16 protein-coding genes, 5 tRNA genes and 1 riboswitch are annotated in these 17008 nt (G+C 45.1%); of the genes, 5 read left to right on the top strand and 16 right to left on the bottom strand.

Features of this window, described 5'->3' with window-relative positions:
* Nucleotides 1-174: 174 nt before the first annotated feature.
* A riboswitch (SAM riboswitch) is annotated at nt 175-294 on the bottom strand.
* A gap of 170 nt (nt 295-464) precedes the next feature.
* Nucleotides 465-2054 carry a phosphoenolpyruvate carboxykinase (ATP) gene (gene pckA, locus GDZ68_RS07945; RefSeq protein WP_153721747.1) on the top strand — a complete coding sequence of 530 codons (1590 nt, stop codon included), beginning with the start codon at nt 465-467 and terminating at the stop codon, nt 2052-2054.
* 46 nt (nt 2055-2100) lie between these two features.
* Here pckA and GDZ68_RS07940 read toward each other — a convergent pair whose 3' ends face one another.
* The 6 genes from GDZ68_RS07940 to GDZ68_RS07915 form a co-directional block, all read right to left on the bottom strand.
* Nucleotides 2101-2898: an alpha/beta hydrolase family protein gene (locus GDZ68_RS07940; protein WP_153721746.1), complete on the bottom strand. Its 798-nt coding sequence runs from the start codon at nt 2896-2898 to the stop codon at nt 2101-2103.
* Nucleotides 2891-3349 (bottom strand): NUDIX hydrolase, encoded by a 459-nt coding sequence (locus tag GDZ68_RS07935; RefSeq protein WP_153721745.1) that lies wholly within the window; start codon nt 3347-3349, stop codon nt 2891-2893. The genes GDZ68_RS07940 and GDZ68_RS07935 overlap by 8 nt, the downstream gene beginning before the upstream one ends.
* Before the next feature lie 47 nt (nt 3350-3396).
* Entirely contained in the window at nt 3397-3711 is a 315-nt protein-coding gene (locus tag GDZ68_RS07930; protein WP_228551046.1) for a transposase, read from the bottom strand.
* Nucleotides 3712-3820: 109 nt separating this feature from the next.
* Entirely contained in the window at nt 3821-5143 is a 1323-nt protein-coding gene (locus GDZ68_RS07925; protein WP_153721744.1) for an NAD-dependent malic enzyme, read from the bottom strand.
* A 98-nt stretch (nt 5144-5241) separates the two neighbouring features.
* Nucleotides 5242-5424: a putative motility protein gene (locus GDZ68_RS07920; RefSeq protein WP_153721743.1), complete on the bottom strand. Its 183-nt coding sequence runs from the start codon at nt 5422-5424 to the stop codon at nt 5242-5244.
* A 65-nt stretch (nt 5425-5489) separates the two neighbouring features.
* Nucleotides 5490-5939 (bottom strand): Dps family protein, encoded by a 450-nt coding sequence (locus GDZ68_RS07915; RefSeq protein ID WP_153721742.1) that lies wholly within the window; start codon nt 5937-5939, stop codon nt 5490-5492.
* 97 nt (nt 5940-6036) lie between these two features.
* On the opposite strand from GDZ68_RS07915, the gene yidD reads away from it, so the two are divergent.
* Both yidD and GDZ68_RS07905 read left to right on the top strand, forming a co-directional pair.
* Nucleotides 6037-6270 carry a membrane protein insertion efficiency factor YidD gene (gene yidD / locus GDZ68_RS07910; RefSeq protein ID WP_153721741.1) on the top strand — a complete coding sequence of 78 codons (234 nt, stop codon included), beginning with the start codon at nt 6037-6039 and terminating at the stop codon, nt 6268-6270.
* A gap of 175 nt (nt 6271-6445) precedes the next feature.
* The gene (locus GDZ68_RS07905) at nt 6446-7420 is read left to right on the top strand and encodes a metal ABC transporter solute-binding protein, Zn/Mn family (protein ID WP_153721740.1); all 975 of its coding nucleotides are present in this window, start codon (nt 6446-6448) and stop codon (nt 7418-7420) included.
* 709 nt (nt 7421-8129) lie between these two features.
* Here the strand turns inward: GDZ68_RS07905 and GDZ68_RS07900 are convergent.
* The 5 genes from GDZ68_RS07900 to GDZ68_RS07880 form a co-directional block, all read right to left on the bottom strand.
* Complete coding sequence (locus GDZ68_RS07900) at nt 8130-9557, bottom strand: o-succinylbenzoate--CoA ligase (protein ID WP_194841096.1); 1428 nt, start codon at nt 9555-9557, stop codon at nt 8130-8132.
* Between the two features lie 71 nt (nt 9558-9628).
* Complete coding sequence (gene menB / locus GDZ68_RS07895) at nt 9629-10447, bottom strand: 1,4-dihydroxy-2-naphthoyl-CoA synthase (protein WP_153721739.1); 819 nt, start codon at nt 10445-10447, stop codon at nt 9629-9631.
* Nucleotides 10448-10459: 12 nt separating this feature from the next.
* Nucleotides 10460-11290 carry a 2-succinyl-6-hydroxy-2,4-cyclohexadiene-1-carboxylate synthase gene (gene menH / locus GDZ68_RS07890; protein WP_228551045.1) on the bottom strand — a complete coding sequence of 277 codons (831 nt, stop codon included), beginning with the start codon at nt 11288-11290 and terminating at the stop codon, nt 10460-10462.
* Complete coding sequence (gene menD, locus GDZ68_RS07885) at nt 11280-13001, bottom strand: 2-succinyl-5-enolpyruvyl-6-hydroxy-3-cyclohexene-1-carboxylic-acid synthase (RefSeq protein WP_153721738.1); 1722 nt, start codon at nt 12999-13001, stop codon at nt 11280-11282. Before menD ends, menH begins: the two co-directional genes overlap by 11 nt.
* Nucleotides 12994-14370: an isochorismate synthase gene (locus tag GDZ68_RS07880; protein WP_153721737.1), complete on the bottom strand. Its 1377-nt coding sequence runs from the start codon at nt 14368-14370 to the stop codon at nt 12994-12996. Before GDZ68_RS07880 ends, menD begins: the two co-directional genes overlap by 8 nt.
* Nucleotides 14371-14593: 223 nt before the next feature.
* On the opposite strand from GDZ68_RS07880, the gene GDZ68_RS07875 reads away from it, so the two are divergent.
* Both GDZ68_RS07875 and GDZ68_RS07870 read left to right on the top strand, forming a co-directional pair.
* Nucleotides 14594-15505 (top strand): 1,4-dihydroxy-2-naphthoate polyprenyltransferase, encoded by a 912-nt coding sequence (locus GDZ68_RS07875; protein ID WP_153721736.1) that lies wholly within the window; start codon nt 14594-14596, stop codon nt 15503-15505.
* Nucleotides 15506-15652: 147 nt separating this feature from the next.
* Nucleotides 15653-16393 (top strand): TraR/DksA C4-type zinc finger protein, encoded by a 741-nt coding sequence (locus tag GDZ68_RS07870; RefSeq protein WP_228551044.1) that lies wholly within the window; start codon nt 15653-15655, stop codon nt 16391-16393.
* Nucleotides 16394-16518: 125 nt separating this feature from the next.
* Here GDZ68_RS07870 and GDZ68_RS07865 read toward each other — a convergent pair.
* From GDZ68_RS07865 to GDZ68_RS07845, 5 genes are all read right to left on the bottom strand, one after another.
* Nucleotides 16519-16590 (bottom strand) — tRNA-Glu (locus GDZ68_RS07865).
* An 8-nt stretch (nt 16591-16598) separates the two neighbouring features.
* Nucleotides 16599-16689, bottom strand: a tRNA-Ser gene (locus GDZ68_RS07860).
* Between the two features lie 8 nt (nt 16690-16697).
* Nucleotides 16698-16772 (bottom strand) — tRNA-Asn (locus GDZ68_RS07855).
* Nucleotide 16773: 1 nt separating this feature from the next.
* Nucleotides 16774-16850, bottom strand: a tRNA-Ile gene (locus tag GDZ68_RS07850).
* 4 nt (nt 16851-16854) lie between these two features.
* A tRNA-Gly gene (locus GDZ68_RS07845) sits at nt 16855-16928 on the bottom strand.
* Nucleotides 16929-17008 lie beyond the last annotated feature (80 nt).

Below are 17008 nucleotides of genomic sequence, written 5' to 3'. Positions count from 1 at the left end.
TTGCGTCTAGATTTTGAATCGCGATTTTTGCGATTGACTCCTTTCAAAATCTATGACATCCGCCGGCGGCTATATTGAATTCAGCAGGCATACCCGCTGAATTCAATATAAAAAGCCCCTTACTCATATTCTTTCCATGAGTAAAAGGCATAATTTCACGCGCAGCACCTTTCACTCTTATCGTCCAAGGAATTCAACCTTGCTTCAGGTTTGGCACCTTCGCGCAAGACATCAGTCTTTTGCAGGTTGCCGGGTTTCACAGGGCCTGTACCCTCCACCAACTCGGGATAAGAGTATCCGTTCATGTCACATAGTATAAAAAAGTTTACATTTTGTCAAATTTTTTATACCAAATCACTTGAGTTTTTAATTAGTATAGATTATTATTCTTAATGTGTTATACTATTTACGAATTAAGATGTTCTACTCAAATAAAACGACTACGCAAAGGACGGTATGTAATTATGATATCTGCAAAAATTGATGATAGTTTAAAAAGCCTTCTATCAGGAGGCAACGTGACGATCCAAGCGTCTGTGGCGGAATTAACGGAAAAAGCAATCGCTAAAGATGAAGCTGAACTTTCAGCAGACGGCGCTTTAACAGCACGTACAGGGAAATATACAGGACGCTCTCCTAAAGATAAATTTATCGTCGAAGATGCAGTGTCTAAAGACAAAGTGGACTGGGGCAGTACAAACCGCCCGATCTCTTCCGAAGCATTCGATTCATTATACACGAAAGTCATCGATCATTTACAGCAAAAAGATGAGCTCTTCGTTTTTAAAGGATTTGCGGGCGCTGACAAAGACTCCCAACTGTCTATTCAAGTCATCAATGAACTGGCTTGGCAGAACCTGTTTGTCCACCAATTGTTCATCCGTCCCACTGCAGAAGAATTACAGGCTCACGAATCACAATTCACGATTTTGGCTGCTCCTTCCTTTAAAGCAGATCCAGAAGTCGACGGCACGAATTCTGAGGCATTCGTCATTATGTCTTTAGAAAAACGTATTATCTTGATTGGCGGAACAGAATACGCAGGTGAAATGAAAAAATCCATCTTCTCTGTCATGAACTTCCTGCTTCCCGAAAATGATATTCTATCCATGCATTGTTCAGCAAACGTTGGAGAAAAAGGCGATGTAGCACTATTCTTCGGTTTGTCAGGAACAGGTAAAACAACTCTTTCCGCTGACGCAGACCGCAAATTAATCGGTGACGATGAGCACGGCTGGTCTGACAACGGTGTATTTAATATTGAAGGCGGATGCTATGCAAAATGTATCAATCTTTCAAAAGAAAAAGAACCTGAAATTTTCGGAGCGATCCGTTTCGGTTCTGTACTTGAGAATGTCGTATTGGATGAAGTGACACGTATTCCTGATTATGATGATAAATCTTTGACTGAAAATACGCGTGCAGCATACCCGATTGAAAATATTGATAATATCGTAACGCCTTCTGTTGCAGGTCATCCGAAAAATATCATTTTCCTGACAGCTGATGCTTCCGGCGTTCTGCCTCCAATCTCGATCTTGTCAAAAGAACAGGCAATGTACCATTTCTTGAGCGGATTCACTTCCAAGCTTGCAGGTACTGAGCGTGGTATTACAGCTCCGGAACCGACATTCTCTACATGTTTCGGCTCACCTTTTTTACCGCTTCCTGCTGCAACATATGCAGAAATGCTCGGAAAGAAAATCGACGAGCACGGATCGAAGGTGTTCCTGGTCAACACAGGATGGACCGGCGGAATTTTCGGAGTGGGCTCACGTATGAACTTGGGCTATACCCGTACAATGGTTCGTGCAGCCATTGCCGGCAAGTTGGATAATGTAGAAACTAAAAAGAACGAAATCTTTGGATTGGAAATGCCTCTTGAAATTGAAGGCGTGCCAAGCAATGTACTTCACCCGCGCTATGCTTGGGAAGATCCTGAAGAATATGATAAAGAAGCAAATCGTCTGGCTGCCGCTTTCCGCGAGAACTTCAAGAAGTTCGATCATCTTTCAGAAGATATCGCGATCAAGGGCGGACCACCTGCCTTGTAATAGAATGAGAAAATCCTTGCAGAATTACTCTGCAAGGATTTTTTCGTTAATAGCCCTGGCGTTTCATCCAGTCAACCGCATCTTTTACAAGCCGCCGGTTCATCTCGGGCGGAATATAATGCGTATAGCCTTCTAAATACCAAGTTTCATATACTTTATTGGCATCACGCAGAGCATTCTCCAGCAACAATGCCTGTTCAAAAGAAACATTTATGTCCATCGTCCCATGAATGATCAGCGCAGGAATAGTGATCTCTTCCACACGGAATAATGCAGTCCGTTCACGGTACGCGTCAGGTTGATTATTCGGGGTCCCGCCAATTACCCTTTTCATCATCCTGCGCATATCCTCACGTTCTTTATACGTGAATACTACGTCAGATACACCTGCCCATGTTACCATCGATGTCAAATCTTCCCTGAGAATCGCAGTCCACAGTGCCATAATACCGCCGCGCGAGAAAGAGAACAGATGAATTCTCTCTGAGTCGGCAAACTGCTGCTGTTTCAGCACCTCCACTCCAGCCACTGCATCATTCCGGTCGTCACCTGCGAATTCATCCTTCCCTTCCCCTCCACGATTTCCGCGGTAATAAGGAGCGAACACTACCAAACCGTGAGAAGCAAATTGTGCAATCCGCGCCGGGCGAACCATACCGACATGCTGGATACCGCCGCGTAAATAAAGCAGTCCATCATAATGCCCTTCCGCTTTGGGCGTTGCCAGCATTCCTTTCACCTGCAAGCCGTCAGACCAGTATGTTACTTCCTCTAAGCGAACTTTCGGATTCGGTGAGGGATATTCTTTACGTTTACTAATACTTCCGTCTGTTCGCTCACGCATCGGCTTCCACCCACTTCCGCAGTTCATTCATCCCTCGATCTTTCATATGAAAACTGAGATCTGTACACATATCCAATTCATCGTCTGTCATCCAGACGAGGCCTTCGGTTTCAAGTAATGTGTGATGGTGATCGATTTCGGTGACAATACCTGTGAATACTGCTTTACTAAAAGGCGGCTCCGTAAATACCACGTATTCGGCAAAAGGCCGGACTTTTTCAATCGTAACACCTGTTTCTTCATAAGTTTCGCGGATAGCAGCCTGTTCTATTGTTTCGCCGGGTTCCGCTTTCCCTCCAGGAAACTCAATTCCGCGTATCCGATGTTTCGTCAGCAGCCAGCGTCCCTCATGTTTTATGACGACCAGCACATGACGCGATTCTATTTGGTGTTGATTCGGACCGAATGTCAGTTCAACATCGGCACCTTGCAAGTCTTCAAACTTCAGCATCTGGCTCACATCCTTTCCCTTAGTGTAGCGGAAAGACGTATGCCGAATCAACGAAAGAAGGGCAGTTTTTCGATAAAACGTTTGGAGTCTTCATCTGTATATTCATGAATAAGTGCGTAGACTTTCTTCATTCTCAGATCGATATCGTCATTATCCCTGTCATAGTGATAAGGAATATAGGGTAAGTGTGCGCGCAGAAAGTTTCGAAATTCCAGACGTTCCATCTGTGCAAATAATCGCTCGAAAACAGGATATGCTTCTTCTGTGACCTCTACTTTATATTCCCAGGGTGAAGAGTACGGATCCAGCAGAACTTGTTTGTGACTCATTGATACATACATCGTATATTTTTGATCAGGCATAACCATCCTACTTTCTTTTTTACGTAGCATGGACATTTCTGATGAAAATATTCGGTAAATCAATAGGTAAAAACCTACTAACCAATAAAGATTAGTAGGCCGATACAACTTATTTTACTTGTTCTTCATAAACGACTCGCTCAACCGCCAATGCCACATTGACATGTACATTTGGATCAAGCGGATGCGGCACGAGATCATCGCGTTTCGTACTTTCGACAATCGCAAGTGCTGCGGCAATAAGCATCGGGTACGTAATCTCTTTAGCATTTGCGTTCAAAGCACCGCGGAAAATTCCGGGGAATCCAAGAACATTATTTACTAAACGACCGTCGGCTGCATACGCTGCACCTGCTTCAAGCGCAACATCCGGCATGATTTCCGCATTTGGGTTCGATAAGGCCAGAATGATCTGTCCTTTACGTACCATTTCCGGCTTAATCAAATTTGCTACACCTGTTGTCGCAATGATCAAATCGCATGTTGCCATAATTTCTTCCATCGATTCTGCGACAGTACCGCCAAACTCTTCCATCATAGCTGTCGCTTTAGGATTTAAGTCTGTGCCTTTCATCTCTTTAACACCGTAAGCCATGAACATTCTGCTGATCGCGAGACCTGCCGCACCCAGTCCGATCTGACCGACTTTTGATTCCGCCAGCTCAACACCGACATGCTTACAGGCGGTCAATGCGGCAGCCAGCGCAACGACAGCTGTACCATGCTGGTCATCGTGCATGACGGGAATCGACAACTCCTTTTTCAGCCGTTCCTCAATTTCAAAACAATGCGGTGCTCCGATATCTTCCAATAAAATCGCGCCAAATCCCTGATGGATGTGCTTGATTGTTTCCACCACTTCATCAGGATTACTTGTATCCAATAAAATCGGAATTCCACTGATACCGACGAACCGGTCAAACAGTACCGCCTTCCCCTCCATAACAGGCATTCCAGCCACAGGGCCGATATTGCCCAGTCCTAAAATTGCTGTTCCATCTGTTACGATAGCGACAGTATTCGAAATTCCTGTAAAATAATTCGCCTGTTCTGGATCTTCTTGGATCGTTTTGCAGACGCTCGCAACGCCCGGTGTATATACTCTGCGCAAATCAGCCAGGGAACGAATCGGATGGCTGGCCTTCATATGAATCTTTCCGCCTTCATGCGCCTGAAGAACATCATCTGTCACAGCATGCACTCTAATGCCATTTTTCAAATCTTCCACCGCTGCAACAATTTCATTCAAATGTTCTTTATCGTTGCACAGCAGTGCGATTTCCCGAATTGTAGAGACCGTGCCGACTTTAATCGTCTGGATGTCACCAATATCACCATTCAACTGACCGATTGCCATCGTCACTTTCCCTAAATTACCTGGTTTAGATGGTGTTTCAATAATTATATTTCTCAAAAATTGACCTTGCGCCATAATCGATACCCTCCTACTCTTATATGTACTATTTGACCCTCGTGCTGTCCCATCGAAAAAAAACACATCTCTAATCATACGAGATGTGTCCTTTGCAATCAAGCCTTGATGTCGACTGACGCGCCTTTATGAGGGTGTACAGCGACAGGCTGACTGTCCAGATTATTCAACATTTCCGCAACCGCAGAAGTTTCCATTGAAAGAGCTTTTGTCATTACACTCATTTGAACGGTTGATTGCAAGCTTCTCAACTGACTGGACATGATTGAATTGATATCCATATCGTTCACTCCTTCCTGCTATTCACTTCTTAGTATCGGCTGTTTTCCTGCTGAATGAAGGTTTGTCACTCATTTGTTTCGCCGAGAAAAGCATTCAGCATCCATTGGTGTTTCTCGATGCTTTGATAAATGGCATTCAGCATGTCCTCTGTCATATCATCGCTATCTTTCGCAGCCAAATCCATGCCTTTTTTCAATGATTTCATGATTTTATCAAAATCATCGACCAATGCCTGTACCATTTCATTCGCTTTTTCCGTTCCTTTTGCTTCACTGACAACTGAACCTTCTAAATGCTGCGTTAATGTAGCAGTCGGCTCTCCGCCCAGCGTCAGCACACGTTCAGCGATCTCATCCATATGCTCTGTCGCTTCGTTGTAGAGCTCTTCAAATTTTGCGTGCAGAGTAAAGAACTGAGGTCCCTTCACGAACCAATGATAATTATGCAGCTTAGCGTACATGACCGACCAGGTAGATACCTGCTTGTTCAATTCCTGAATTAATTCCTTAGACATAAAAAAACACTCCTTCTGATGGTTTTAAGCTTCTCTCTGTTAATTTACCACTTAAGTCGGTAAACTAAACCTACTTACAATGGAAGGTGAAGCGATTATGCTAAAAAAAATATTTGTATCTATCATTCGGTTTTATCAGAGATTTATATCGCCATTAACTCCGCCTTCTTGCCGCTTTTATCCAACCTGCTCGCATTATGGCGTCGAGGCAATTGAAACACACGGCGCCATTAAAGGGAGCTGGCTCGCTGTTAAAAGAATATTGAAATGTCATCCCTTCCATGAAGGCGGATTTGATCCGGTACCTCCTAAAAAAATGCAGGAAAAGTAATTCCGGTCATGCCCCGGCGTGATTGCATCTGATTGACTGACACTCGAACTTAGACATAATTCTTATTTCTGCTGAATACTAATAAACATTGTTGCATTCAGAAAAAGAATCTTGTATGATGAGGAAGTTATCTAAATAGTAATCATTCCGATTACGGTCCTGGAGGCTTTCATAAATGAAAATTCGTTATCTTTTTTTAGCAGCTGCGATACTTTTGGCATTAAGCGGATGCAGCAACAAAGCAACCAATGAAACTGAATCTGCTTCTTCAGAAAAACTAAGTGTGTATACGACCGTATACCCTCTGCAATACTTTACAGAGAGGATCGGCGGTGACCTGGTGGATGTCCAATCCATCTATCCCCCGGGAACCGATGAGCATGTATTTGAACCGACGCAAAAAGATATGATGAGTCTGTCAAAAGCAGATCTTTTCTTCTATATCGGACTCGGCCTTGAAGGTTTCGTGCAGAAAACCGAAAAAACACTGCAAAATGAATCTGTCCACTTTGTACCTGTAGCAGATGCCATTGATTCCGAAGAGCTGGAAGCTGGTCATTCCCATGAACACGGGCATGAAGGACACAGCGAAGAGGAAGAAGCACATTCTGAAGACGAGGAGTCTGCAGTTGACCCGCATGTATGGATTTCCCCTTATCTCAGTACGCTGCTTGCCGAGAAAATCAAGGATGAGCTTTCCGATGAACTGCCTGAACATGCAGCACAGTTTGAAGAAAACTTCAGCGTACTGTATGACGAGCTGGAAGCGCTCGATAGACAGTACAAAACGATGGCAGACGAATCGCCGAACAAAACCTTTTTCGTTTCGCATGCAGCATTCGGGTACTTAGCGAATACGTACGGTCTGCAGCAGCTTGCCGTTTCAGGTTTGGACTCACAAAACGAGCCGTCTCAAAAACAGCTGGCTGGACTTGTTAAAGAAGCGAAAAAGAAAGATATTCATTATATTTTATTCGAACAGAATGTCAGCTCTAAATTAGCAGAAGTCATTCAGAAAGAACTGAATGCCGAGACGCTGACACTTCATAATTTGAGCGTGCTGACAGATGAAGATATAAAAAATAAAGAAGACTACTTCTCCCTGATGGAGCGTAATCTTCAAGTATTGGAAAAAGCTCTACAAAACTAACAGCAGAACTTAATCTGCTGTTTTTTTAGTTCTTCACCAAAACATGTGCTTGACAGTTTATTTCATGAGCAGTTTTTATAGTTTATGCAGTATAGGAGGGTAAGTGGGAAAAAACCGTTTCCCTGCGTTCCAGGCGGACGCGTTCTGGAGGGCCCGCGGTGAGCCGACTTGGTCGCAAGCTCCCGCAAGTCGTCTCACCTGTCGGGCTGATCCTCCCAGAGTCGCCGCCTTCCACTCCGGTACACTGGCTTGTTTTTCAGGACTTTTTGTGTGGATGGCAGTATGAGCAAGACCGTCTGAGACTTTTATAACAAGTGGTATTTCATGCAATACTTAGTATTCTGCAAAAGCTAAGATTCTTGTGATCAATGTGTTTGCAAAGTCGAGAAACGGAATGCATACCAACTAAATCAGTACTTTGCAAAAAATCAGTATGACATACTTTCTCCAACACCAGCGAAGGCGCAACTGCGGGGTCGGCCGTTGCTGTGAGACTGCTGGCACGTTCTTTGCCAGTAGGCTCATGGCGGCAATCCCCCAGCGCCGAAGCGGATTCAAACTGCAAACTTACATATCATTCAGATTTCCTGCAAAGTCGAGCAACGAAATCCGCACATACTAAATCCACACACTGCCAAACTGCAGCAGCACTTTCGAAATACATACATGAAAAGTTGTCAAGAATCTATTTGGGCACAGACCCGTTTTTTTATAGCCATTTTTTCAATTCAAACCGCATTAATTTATTGGAAGCATTCCGCGGCAACTGTTCAGTGAATCTGATTTCTTTTGGCATTTTATAGCGTGCCAGGTGCTGTTCACAGTATGCCAGCAGTTCTTCTTCCGACACTTCTTTCGCTATAACAAAAGCAACCGGTACTTGCCCCCAGCGCTCGTCTTCATTTGCACAGACTCCTGCTTCCCGGATAGCAGGATGCGCGAGCAGGATATTTTCGATTTCTGCGGGATAGATATTTTCCCCGCCTGAAATAATCAAATCAGCCCGGCGGTCAACGATAAATAAGTAGCCTTCTTCATCCAGATAGCCCGCATCCCCCGTGGCAAGCCAGCCGTCTTCCGTAAGCGGAGAACGGCCGCTATGACTACCAATATAGCCCGGAGTCACATGCGGCCCTTTGATGAGTACTTCTCCCACTTCTCCTGCCTGGTCAGTGCCTTTAATGGTGATTTGATTAAAGAACAATGGCTTTCCGGCAGAGCCAAGTTTACGCATGGCATCTGCTTTTCCGAGTGTCGCGGTTTGTGAACAGGTTTCCGTCATGCCATATGTCTGCAATATCGGCAGCCCGCAAGCCCCTGCCCGCTGCAGATAATCAAGTGGTACCGGACCGCCGCCCACAAGCATAGTCCGAAATGAAGGATGCGCTTTATTGTTCTCTTCTTCCATGACACGTACAATTTGATCCAAAGTCAGCGCCACCACCGACATCGAAGTAACGGTCCCTGCAATAATTTGTTTTGCTGCTTCCTGTGCATCGAATTTTTCATAAAGGCGCATTTCCATTCCGTAAATAACGGAGCGTATTACGATGGAAAGTCCGCTAATATGAAATAACGGCATCATGCAAAGCCAAGAATCCCGATCTGTCAGTCCTAAATTTAATACGGACGCGAGCGCACTCGATGTATGATTTCCTGCTGTCTGCCGAACCCCTTTCGGCAGGCCTGTCGTGCCTGACGTATACATAATGGATAGTGTGCGATCCTCATCCCATTGCGTAAGCATAGTGAATTCTTTTGCAGGTTTTTTACGAACGGCAGAATACGATATACATTCGATTCCTTCAAAATGGAAAGCTTCTGTGATTCGATCATCGACCAGGATCATACCCGGCTCTGCGTCACTCACCTGCCATGCCAGCTCATACTCTGTTAAACGGTTGTTGAGGAAGACGACTTCTGCGCTCAGAAGCCATGATGCATGGATAAACAGTACCGTTTCTTCATTGGAAAGACTCAGCAATGCGATACGGTCACCTGCTTTTACTCCTGTATGATGAAGCTGCTGTGCTATTTTGAGTGATGCTTGATACAATTCATGAAACGATTTGCCGGGAAGCGCTGACTGTTCAGGCGTCAATTTTGCCCGCTGCAGCAGCCAATTTGGAATCATCATCAATTAATACTCCTTTCAACTCATATGTATAAAATGAAAAAGCTGCCCATTATAGGCAGCTTTCAAGTTCTTTACGGGAAACGCGGGAACTGATCGAAGTCCGGCTTGCGCTTTTCCTTAAATGCATCGCGGCCTTCTTTTGCTTCATCCGTTGTATAATAAAGAAGTGTTGCGTCTCCGGCCATTTGCTGAAGTCCCGCCAGTCCGTCTGTGTCTGCATTCATTGCAGCTTTCAGGAAACGCAGTGCTGTCGGGCTCTTGCTCAGCATTTCTTCACACCATTGAACGGTTTCATCTTCAAGCTGATCGTAAGGAACAACTGTATTCACGAGACCCATATCCAATGCTTCCTGAGCATCGTATTGGCGGCATAAGTACCAGATTTCACGGGCTTTTTTATGTCCTACAATCCGTGCCAGATAGCCTGAACCGTAACCTGCATCGAATGAACCGACAGTCGGTCCGGTCTGACCAAAACGTGCATTATCTGCAGCAATCGTCAAATCACAAACTACGTGAAGTACGTGTCCGCCGCCGATTGCATAACCTGCAACCATTGCAACAACCGGTTTTGGAATCACACGGATTAAGCGCTGAAGATCCAGCACGTTCAAACGAGGAATATCATCGTCCCCGACATATCCGCCGTGACCGCGCACCGATTGGTCGCCTCCTGAACAGAAAGCTTTTTCTCCTTCACCAGTTAAGACGATAACTCCAATACGCTGATCGTCACGTGCACGTGAAAAAGCATCAATCATTTCCATTACTGTTTTCGGACGGAACGCATTGCGTACTTCCGGTCGGTTAATGGTAATTTTTGCAATACCATTGTACATTTCATATTTAATATCATCATATGTACGAAGTGTTTCCCATTGACGCGTCATTCAAACTCCTCCTCATTTATCAAACTGTTTTAAAAAGCTCTTTACCATTGTAGCAAATTGCCGGGGTTTTTCCACGTGAAGTGCATGCCCCGCATCTATAATCGTTTCATGCAGTACATTTGGCAATAAACGGCTCATTTCCCGGGCAATATTTTGAAATTTCGCGTCCTCACTGCCTGTCAGCAGCAATACGGGAAAATTAAAGTATGAAAGATCTCCCCAGTAAGACGGCTGACTGCCTGTGCCCATCCCTCTTAAGCTGTTGGCTAAACCGCCGGAATCCTGGTTTAGACGTTCATTTCGCACTGCAAGCTGCTGCTCTTGTGAGAGTTTCTTCTGCGAATCAAACAGCGGAATAGCTTCCCAATATTCGACAAATTTCTCGATACCTTCATTCTCTATCCGATTCGCGAGGATGGCATCAGACTCTCTGCGAGCAGTCCGTTCTTCTGCTGTACGCAGTCCAGGCGAACTGCTTTCAAGTATCAAGCCTGAGATTTCTTCAGAATATGCATAAGCATATCCCGCAGCAACACGGCCCCCCATGGAATATCCAAGCAGCACGGGCTTTGTGACCTGCAATTTTCTCAGCAGATTATGCAGATCAGCTGTCTGCTCTTCGATACGACAGCGGCTTGGATCTTCAGGAGACGCCGTCCTGCCATGACCGACCAAATCAACGGCAATTACATAGTAATCCGCTGATAGCTGCTGAGTTATTTCTATCCACGTATTCGCCGAGCCTGTAAATCCATGCAGCAGAACAACTGCTTGTGACTGCTTATTGCCGTGGCATTCCACATAAGTTGATAAACCCCGAATATCCATCAGCTCAGCTTTCAATGGCTTCAACTCTTTTCGCAATTTCACTCCAGACCGCTCTATGTGCTTCCACATTTTCCGAGCGCTCTGTAAAGACTTCAATAACCCGAAGATCTGCCGACTTATCCTTCCGCAGTGCCTCTTCAAATGCTTCTACTGTAGATACTGCATCATACTGCGCTTCGTACATAGCTGCAATATGGTTAAATGTCAGGTTCGTCGGCGTGCCGAATAATTCTTCATAGTGATCCTCTACAGATGCTTGCGGTAAATAGGAAAAGATCCCGCCGCCATTATTGTTAATAACAACAATCGTTAGATCTGTCTGCTGCAGGCGTGAAATGATTAAACCATTCATATCATGCAAGAATGCCAAATCACCGATCAATAAATACGTATTTCTGTTGCGGCCCTGCTGTACACCAAGTGCTGTCGAGACGACACCGTCGATACCATTCGTACCCCGATTGCAAAACAGCGCGATATCTTTCTCTGTTTTCTGGAAAAACGTATCAAGATCCCGGATTGGCATACTGCTGCTGCACACAACATCCGATTTATTCGGCAGATTTTCTATAAATTGACGGACGACATGTCCTTCATCACCTTTGAAATGTTCATCTTCTCTAAGTACATCACTGGAAATTTTATTCGCTTTCATCCAAAGAGCAGTATATTCGGATTTCTCGAACTGTAGATCCCATGCATTCCAGACACTCGCTGCAGAAGTTTGCAGATGATGTGTAGCCAATGCCAGAGGATCACGGAAATTCGGTGATTCGTCCACAACAATATACGTCTCTGGACGGGTTTTCTTTAAAAACAATGTTAATGGTTTTGAGATAGGCTGCGGACCGAACCGAATCACACAGTCAGATTGTACACGATCGCTGAATGACCCGCTTTTCAGCAATGCATCATATTGATCAACACATAAATCGGTGCAGTCAGCAGGTATCTCTGCACGCAGATTTGATAACGGATCGCATAACACCGGCCACTGCATTTTCTTTGCAAATTGCCAGAATTGATCCTTAGGCAAAGCAGGCGGCTGCTCTCCTACTATGATGATTCCTCGCTTCGCATCCTTAAGCATCTTCAAGAGCACGTCTTTCATTGGCTGAGACAACTGAACTTCGGCAAGTAATTGCTGCTGAAATCTGCCGGACGGCTGCTGTTCGTCGAAATCGATCAGCAAAGGTTCTCTGAACGGCACATTAAAATGAACAGGACCCTGCGGTGCAGTCTTTGCTGTTGAAAGCAGGCGAACCGCACGCTGTTCCATATAATCCAAGATTTCCGGACGATCTTCCGGCACTGGAAAGTCCACACTTTCTTTTACGTGTTCTCCAAACATACGGATTTGATCGATCGCCTGGGGTGCTCCTACTTCACGCAGTTCATGCGGACGGTCTGCTGTGATGACTATCAACGGAAGACGTGCATAATAAGCCTCGGTAATCGCAGGATGATAATTCGAAGCCGCCGTACCTGACGTACATAATAGGACAGCAGGCCGCCCTGTCGCTTTCACCAGACCCAGCGCATAAAAGGCTGCAGACCGCTCATCCGTATGAACATACGTTTTCATATCCTTTGATTTAGAAAAAGCATAAGCTAAAGGCGTGGAACGGGATCCAGGACTGATGACTGCCCGATTGGCTCCCTGCCGTATAAGTGTTTCTGTTAAACGAAGTACATAGTTTGTTAAAGCTGCTTTGTGATTATTCATGTAAACTTCCTCCAAGGGCACGCAGAACTGGACGGAATTTCACCCATGTTTCCGCGTATTCTTCATCCGGTTTCGAATCCGCCACAATGCCGCCGCCTGCAAACAAATAAGCTTCGTTTCCCTTCAGAAGACCTGATCGTATTGCCACTGCAAATTCGCCGTTACCCGCAGCATCCGTCCAGCCAATCGGACCTGCATAAAATCCTCTGTCCATCTGTTCCTCTTCCCGAATGATTTCAAGAGCAGTCTTACGCGGCACACCGCCGAGCGCAGGCGTTGGATGAAGAGCTTCGACTAAACGAAAAATATCCATATCTTCCGCCAGTGTTCCTTCTACCGGTGTAAACAGATGCTGAATGTCACGAACCTTCAGCAATTTAGGCGTTTTATTCACTCGCAATGAAGTACAGAATTCCGTAAAGACCTCTGTGATCATATCCACTACATACTGATGTTCTTCACGATTCTTCTTATCACGCAGCAACTGCTCGCCTAACTGCTGATCTTCCTTCGCCGATTTCCCCCGATGAATGGATCCGGCCACGCATGCTGAATAGGCTTGTCCATTCTTGATCTCGACCAGCCTTTCCGGTGTAGCGCCAAAAAACATGTCGGCACCTATTTGCAGCCCAAAATGATAGCTCGACTGCTGTTCATTGGTAATCGCATTCAGTGCAGCTGTTTGCTGAAAATCTTCTTCAAATGTCAATTTAATTTTTCGGGCAATAACCACTTTTTCTGCTATTTGTTTATTAATCTGCGATGTCACTTTCCCGACAGCATCCATATATCGATCCGTATCAATCTCTGTCTGGGAAATAAGAGCAGGCTTGCTTTGTATTGTGAAATCTTCTACTTCAGCGATATGAGTCAGGCGATCACGTTCCTGGCGAAGCGCCTCAAATTCAGCAGCGGCTTCTGCTTCTTCTGTTACATAGTTTATGGAAACATACGTCTTGCCGTTCTTTATTTTCAGCTGAAATAAAGGCACCGTGAAATAAGCTCCCGGGAAAGCCAGCCACTCTTCATCCTGCCTGGTCTCTGGATCGAATGAAAAACCTCCGAATAAAACAGGATCCATGTCTTTTTCTTCTTTGATCAGCCCTCCGCACAGCGCTTTCCATTGTGCAGATATCGATTGGAAACGCTCTGTGTCCGCAGTCAGTACAGCAGCCCGTCCAATACCGACAAGCTTGACCGTGTTATCTGCATTTTGCCAAAAAAAGCGGTGATCCCCATAATCCGAGCGACCCGCTTCAAAAAAGGCCAGTGGACTAAGTGTTTCCACTTCTACTGTTTCCGTAAAAAATCGAGCGTTAGCATTTATAGGCAGCGTTTTTTTTACTCGATCGGTCAATTTCCGGTTCATCCTTCTCTCTCCTTATCAACAATCATTAAGTTATACGATAAATTTCGTCCAGATGTGCAGACACTGAACAATAAGTATCTTCATTCTATCACATTGAACACATGACGTAATATGATAAGGTCTTCCATTTGAATACGACCTTCGACAAACAACATTCGTCTTACCCAACCAGTTGTTTTTGCGGTATAATAGCATTTGATGACTATAGAAGGAGAGATTACACGTGCAACAAACAATAGAATCCACAACCGGGTGGCGGGTCTGGTGGCAATTGACTCGTCCGCATACATTAACAGCCGCCTTTGCTCCTGTCTTTTTAGGAACTATGATCGCGCTGCAATACGGTCCGCTTCATTTTCCGCTATTTTTAGCTATGCTGACTGCAAGCCTGTTCTTGCAGATGGCAACGAATATGTTCAATGAATACTATGACTTCAAACGAGGGCTCGATGATGAGCATTCCATCGGGATCGGCGGTACGATCGTACGCAATGGCGTCAAACCGAATACTGTCTTGAATCTCGCGTTGCTTTTGTACGGTCTGTCCGTAATACTTGGTATCTATATCTGTATGGAATCCTCATGGGTTCTGGCGGCCGTAGGTTCAGTCGCAATGCTGATCGGCTATCTTTATACCGGAGGCCCCTATCCGATTGCCTATACGCCATTCGGAGAACTAGTTTCAGGTTTCGTAATGGGCATGCTGTTAATTCTTATAGCCTTCTTCATTCAGACAGGCACTGTTACAGGCGATGCCATTCTGCTGTCTGTACCGAGCATGCTTTTAGTGGCAGCAATCATGTTGGCAAACAACATCCGTGATATCGCCGGCGATACAAAAGGCGGACGTAAAACGCTTGCCATTTTAACCGGCCGTCCAAATGCCGTAAAAATTCTTGCGTCATTCTTTGTCGTTTCTTATCTCTGGATTATCGTACTTGTCCTGACCGGCCATGTCTCTGCCTGGGCACTGCTTGTACTTGTAAGCATTCCCAAGCCGCTGCATGCGGTGAAAACATTCCGGCAGTACGAGCAGCCAATCCAGGTAATGCCCGCAATGAAAGACACCGGAGTAACCAATACTCTTTTTGGACTTCTTTTAGGCATCGGCATTTTGATCGCTCATTTCATCTGAATAAATTACCGCGGAAACGTCTACACTAAAAAAAGGTAGGCGTTTTTTCTTTGGAAAGGTTTATGTTTCCTGATAAACAGGGAATGACTGAAGTAACAGAGCTTTTTTGATTTCACTGTATATCGAGAAAGCCATACAGAAAGGGTCGTGAGTGACTTGTTAACTAAAGAACAGATAAAGGATTTGGAAAAAGAATTACAAGCTATGGAAAAACGTTTAACTGAAACAGAAGAAGAAACGAAAATAACTGAACCAGCACCAGAAGAAGTCGGCGAGTTATCGATGTATGATAATCATCCAGCAGATATGGGGACCGAGCTATATGAACGGGAGAAAGATATGGCTTTGAATATACATGCTGAAGATGAACTGAATAAAGTGCAGCACGCTCTCCAAGCGATCAAGGAAGGTACGTACGGCACATGTGAAATGTGCGGCAAGGAGATCCAATTCGAGCGTTTAGAAGCTATCCCATACACGACCGTATGTATTGAAGATGCCGAAAAATCCGTACCTGACGATCGCCCTGTTGAAAATGACATCTTACTTATGGCAGAGCCTAACTCCTTTGCTGAACGCAGATCCGGGGCGGCCCGGGATTATGAAGACAGCTTCCAGGAAATCGCGAAGTCAGGAACATCCGAAACTCCTTCAGACTTTGCCGGCAATGAAAACAGGGATTACAATGATTTGTATGCTACAGAAGATGATGAAGAAGCTGAAGAATATGAAGAGTTTGCTGCCTCTGATATTACAGGAGAGCCTGCCGGCTTTGTTCGAAATGAAGATGCAGAAAAATATATGGAAGAACTGGACGAAGAAAATATTGAATCACCTCTTGGAGATATCCCCTATCATAAGGGCGACAGTTATATTGAAGATAAATAATATAAAAACACTGGAGTACAGAGCAGCTGCAGAGCACTCGATACTTCAGTGTTTTTTATTATTATAAAAATTTAATAGAAAAAGAGACAGTATACATTTAAATGTATACTGTCTCTTTTTCAGAATGACCCCTACGGGATTCGAACCCGTGATACCGCCGTGAAAGGGCGGTGTCTTAACCGCTTGACCAAGGGGCCAAAAATTATGGCGGAGAAGGAGGGATTCGAACCCTCGCGCCGCTTTCGCGACCTACACCCTTAGCAGGGGCGCCTCTTGAGCCACTTGAGTACTTCCCCGTAAAAAATGGCTCCGCAGGTAAGATTCGAACTTACGACCGATCGGTTAACAGCCGATTGCTCTACCACTGAGCTACTGCGGAATGGTGGGCCTAAGTGGACTCGAACCACCGACCTCACGCTTATCAGGCGTGCGCTCTAACCAGCTGAGCTATAGGCCCCTAATGGAGCGGGTGAAGGGAATCGAACCCTCATCATCAGCTTGGAAGGCTGAGGTTTTACCACTAAACTACACCCGCATGAATGGTGGCTCAGGACGGAATCGAACCGCCGACACAAGGATTTTCAGTCCTTTGCTCTACCGACTGAGCTACTGAGC

It is taken from the genome of Sporosarcina cascadiensis (assembly GCF_009650995.1).
GTDB classification, from domain to species: Bacteria; Bacillota; Bacilli; order Bacillales_A; family Planococcaceae; genus Sporosarcina; species Sporosarcina cascadiensis.
Note: the sequence above shows the minus strand (reverse complement) of the source record. Positions and strands in the feature narration are given on the sequence as shown.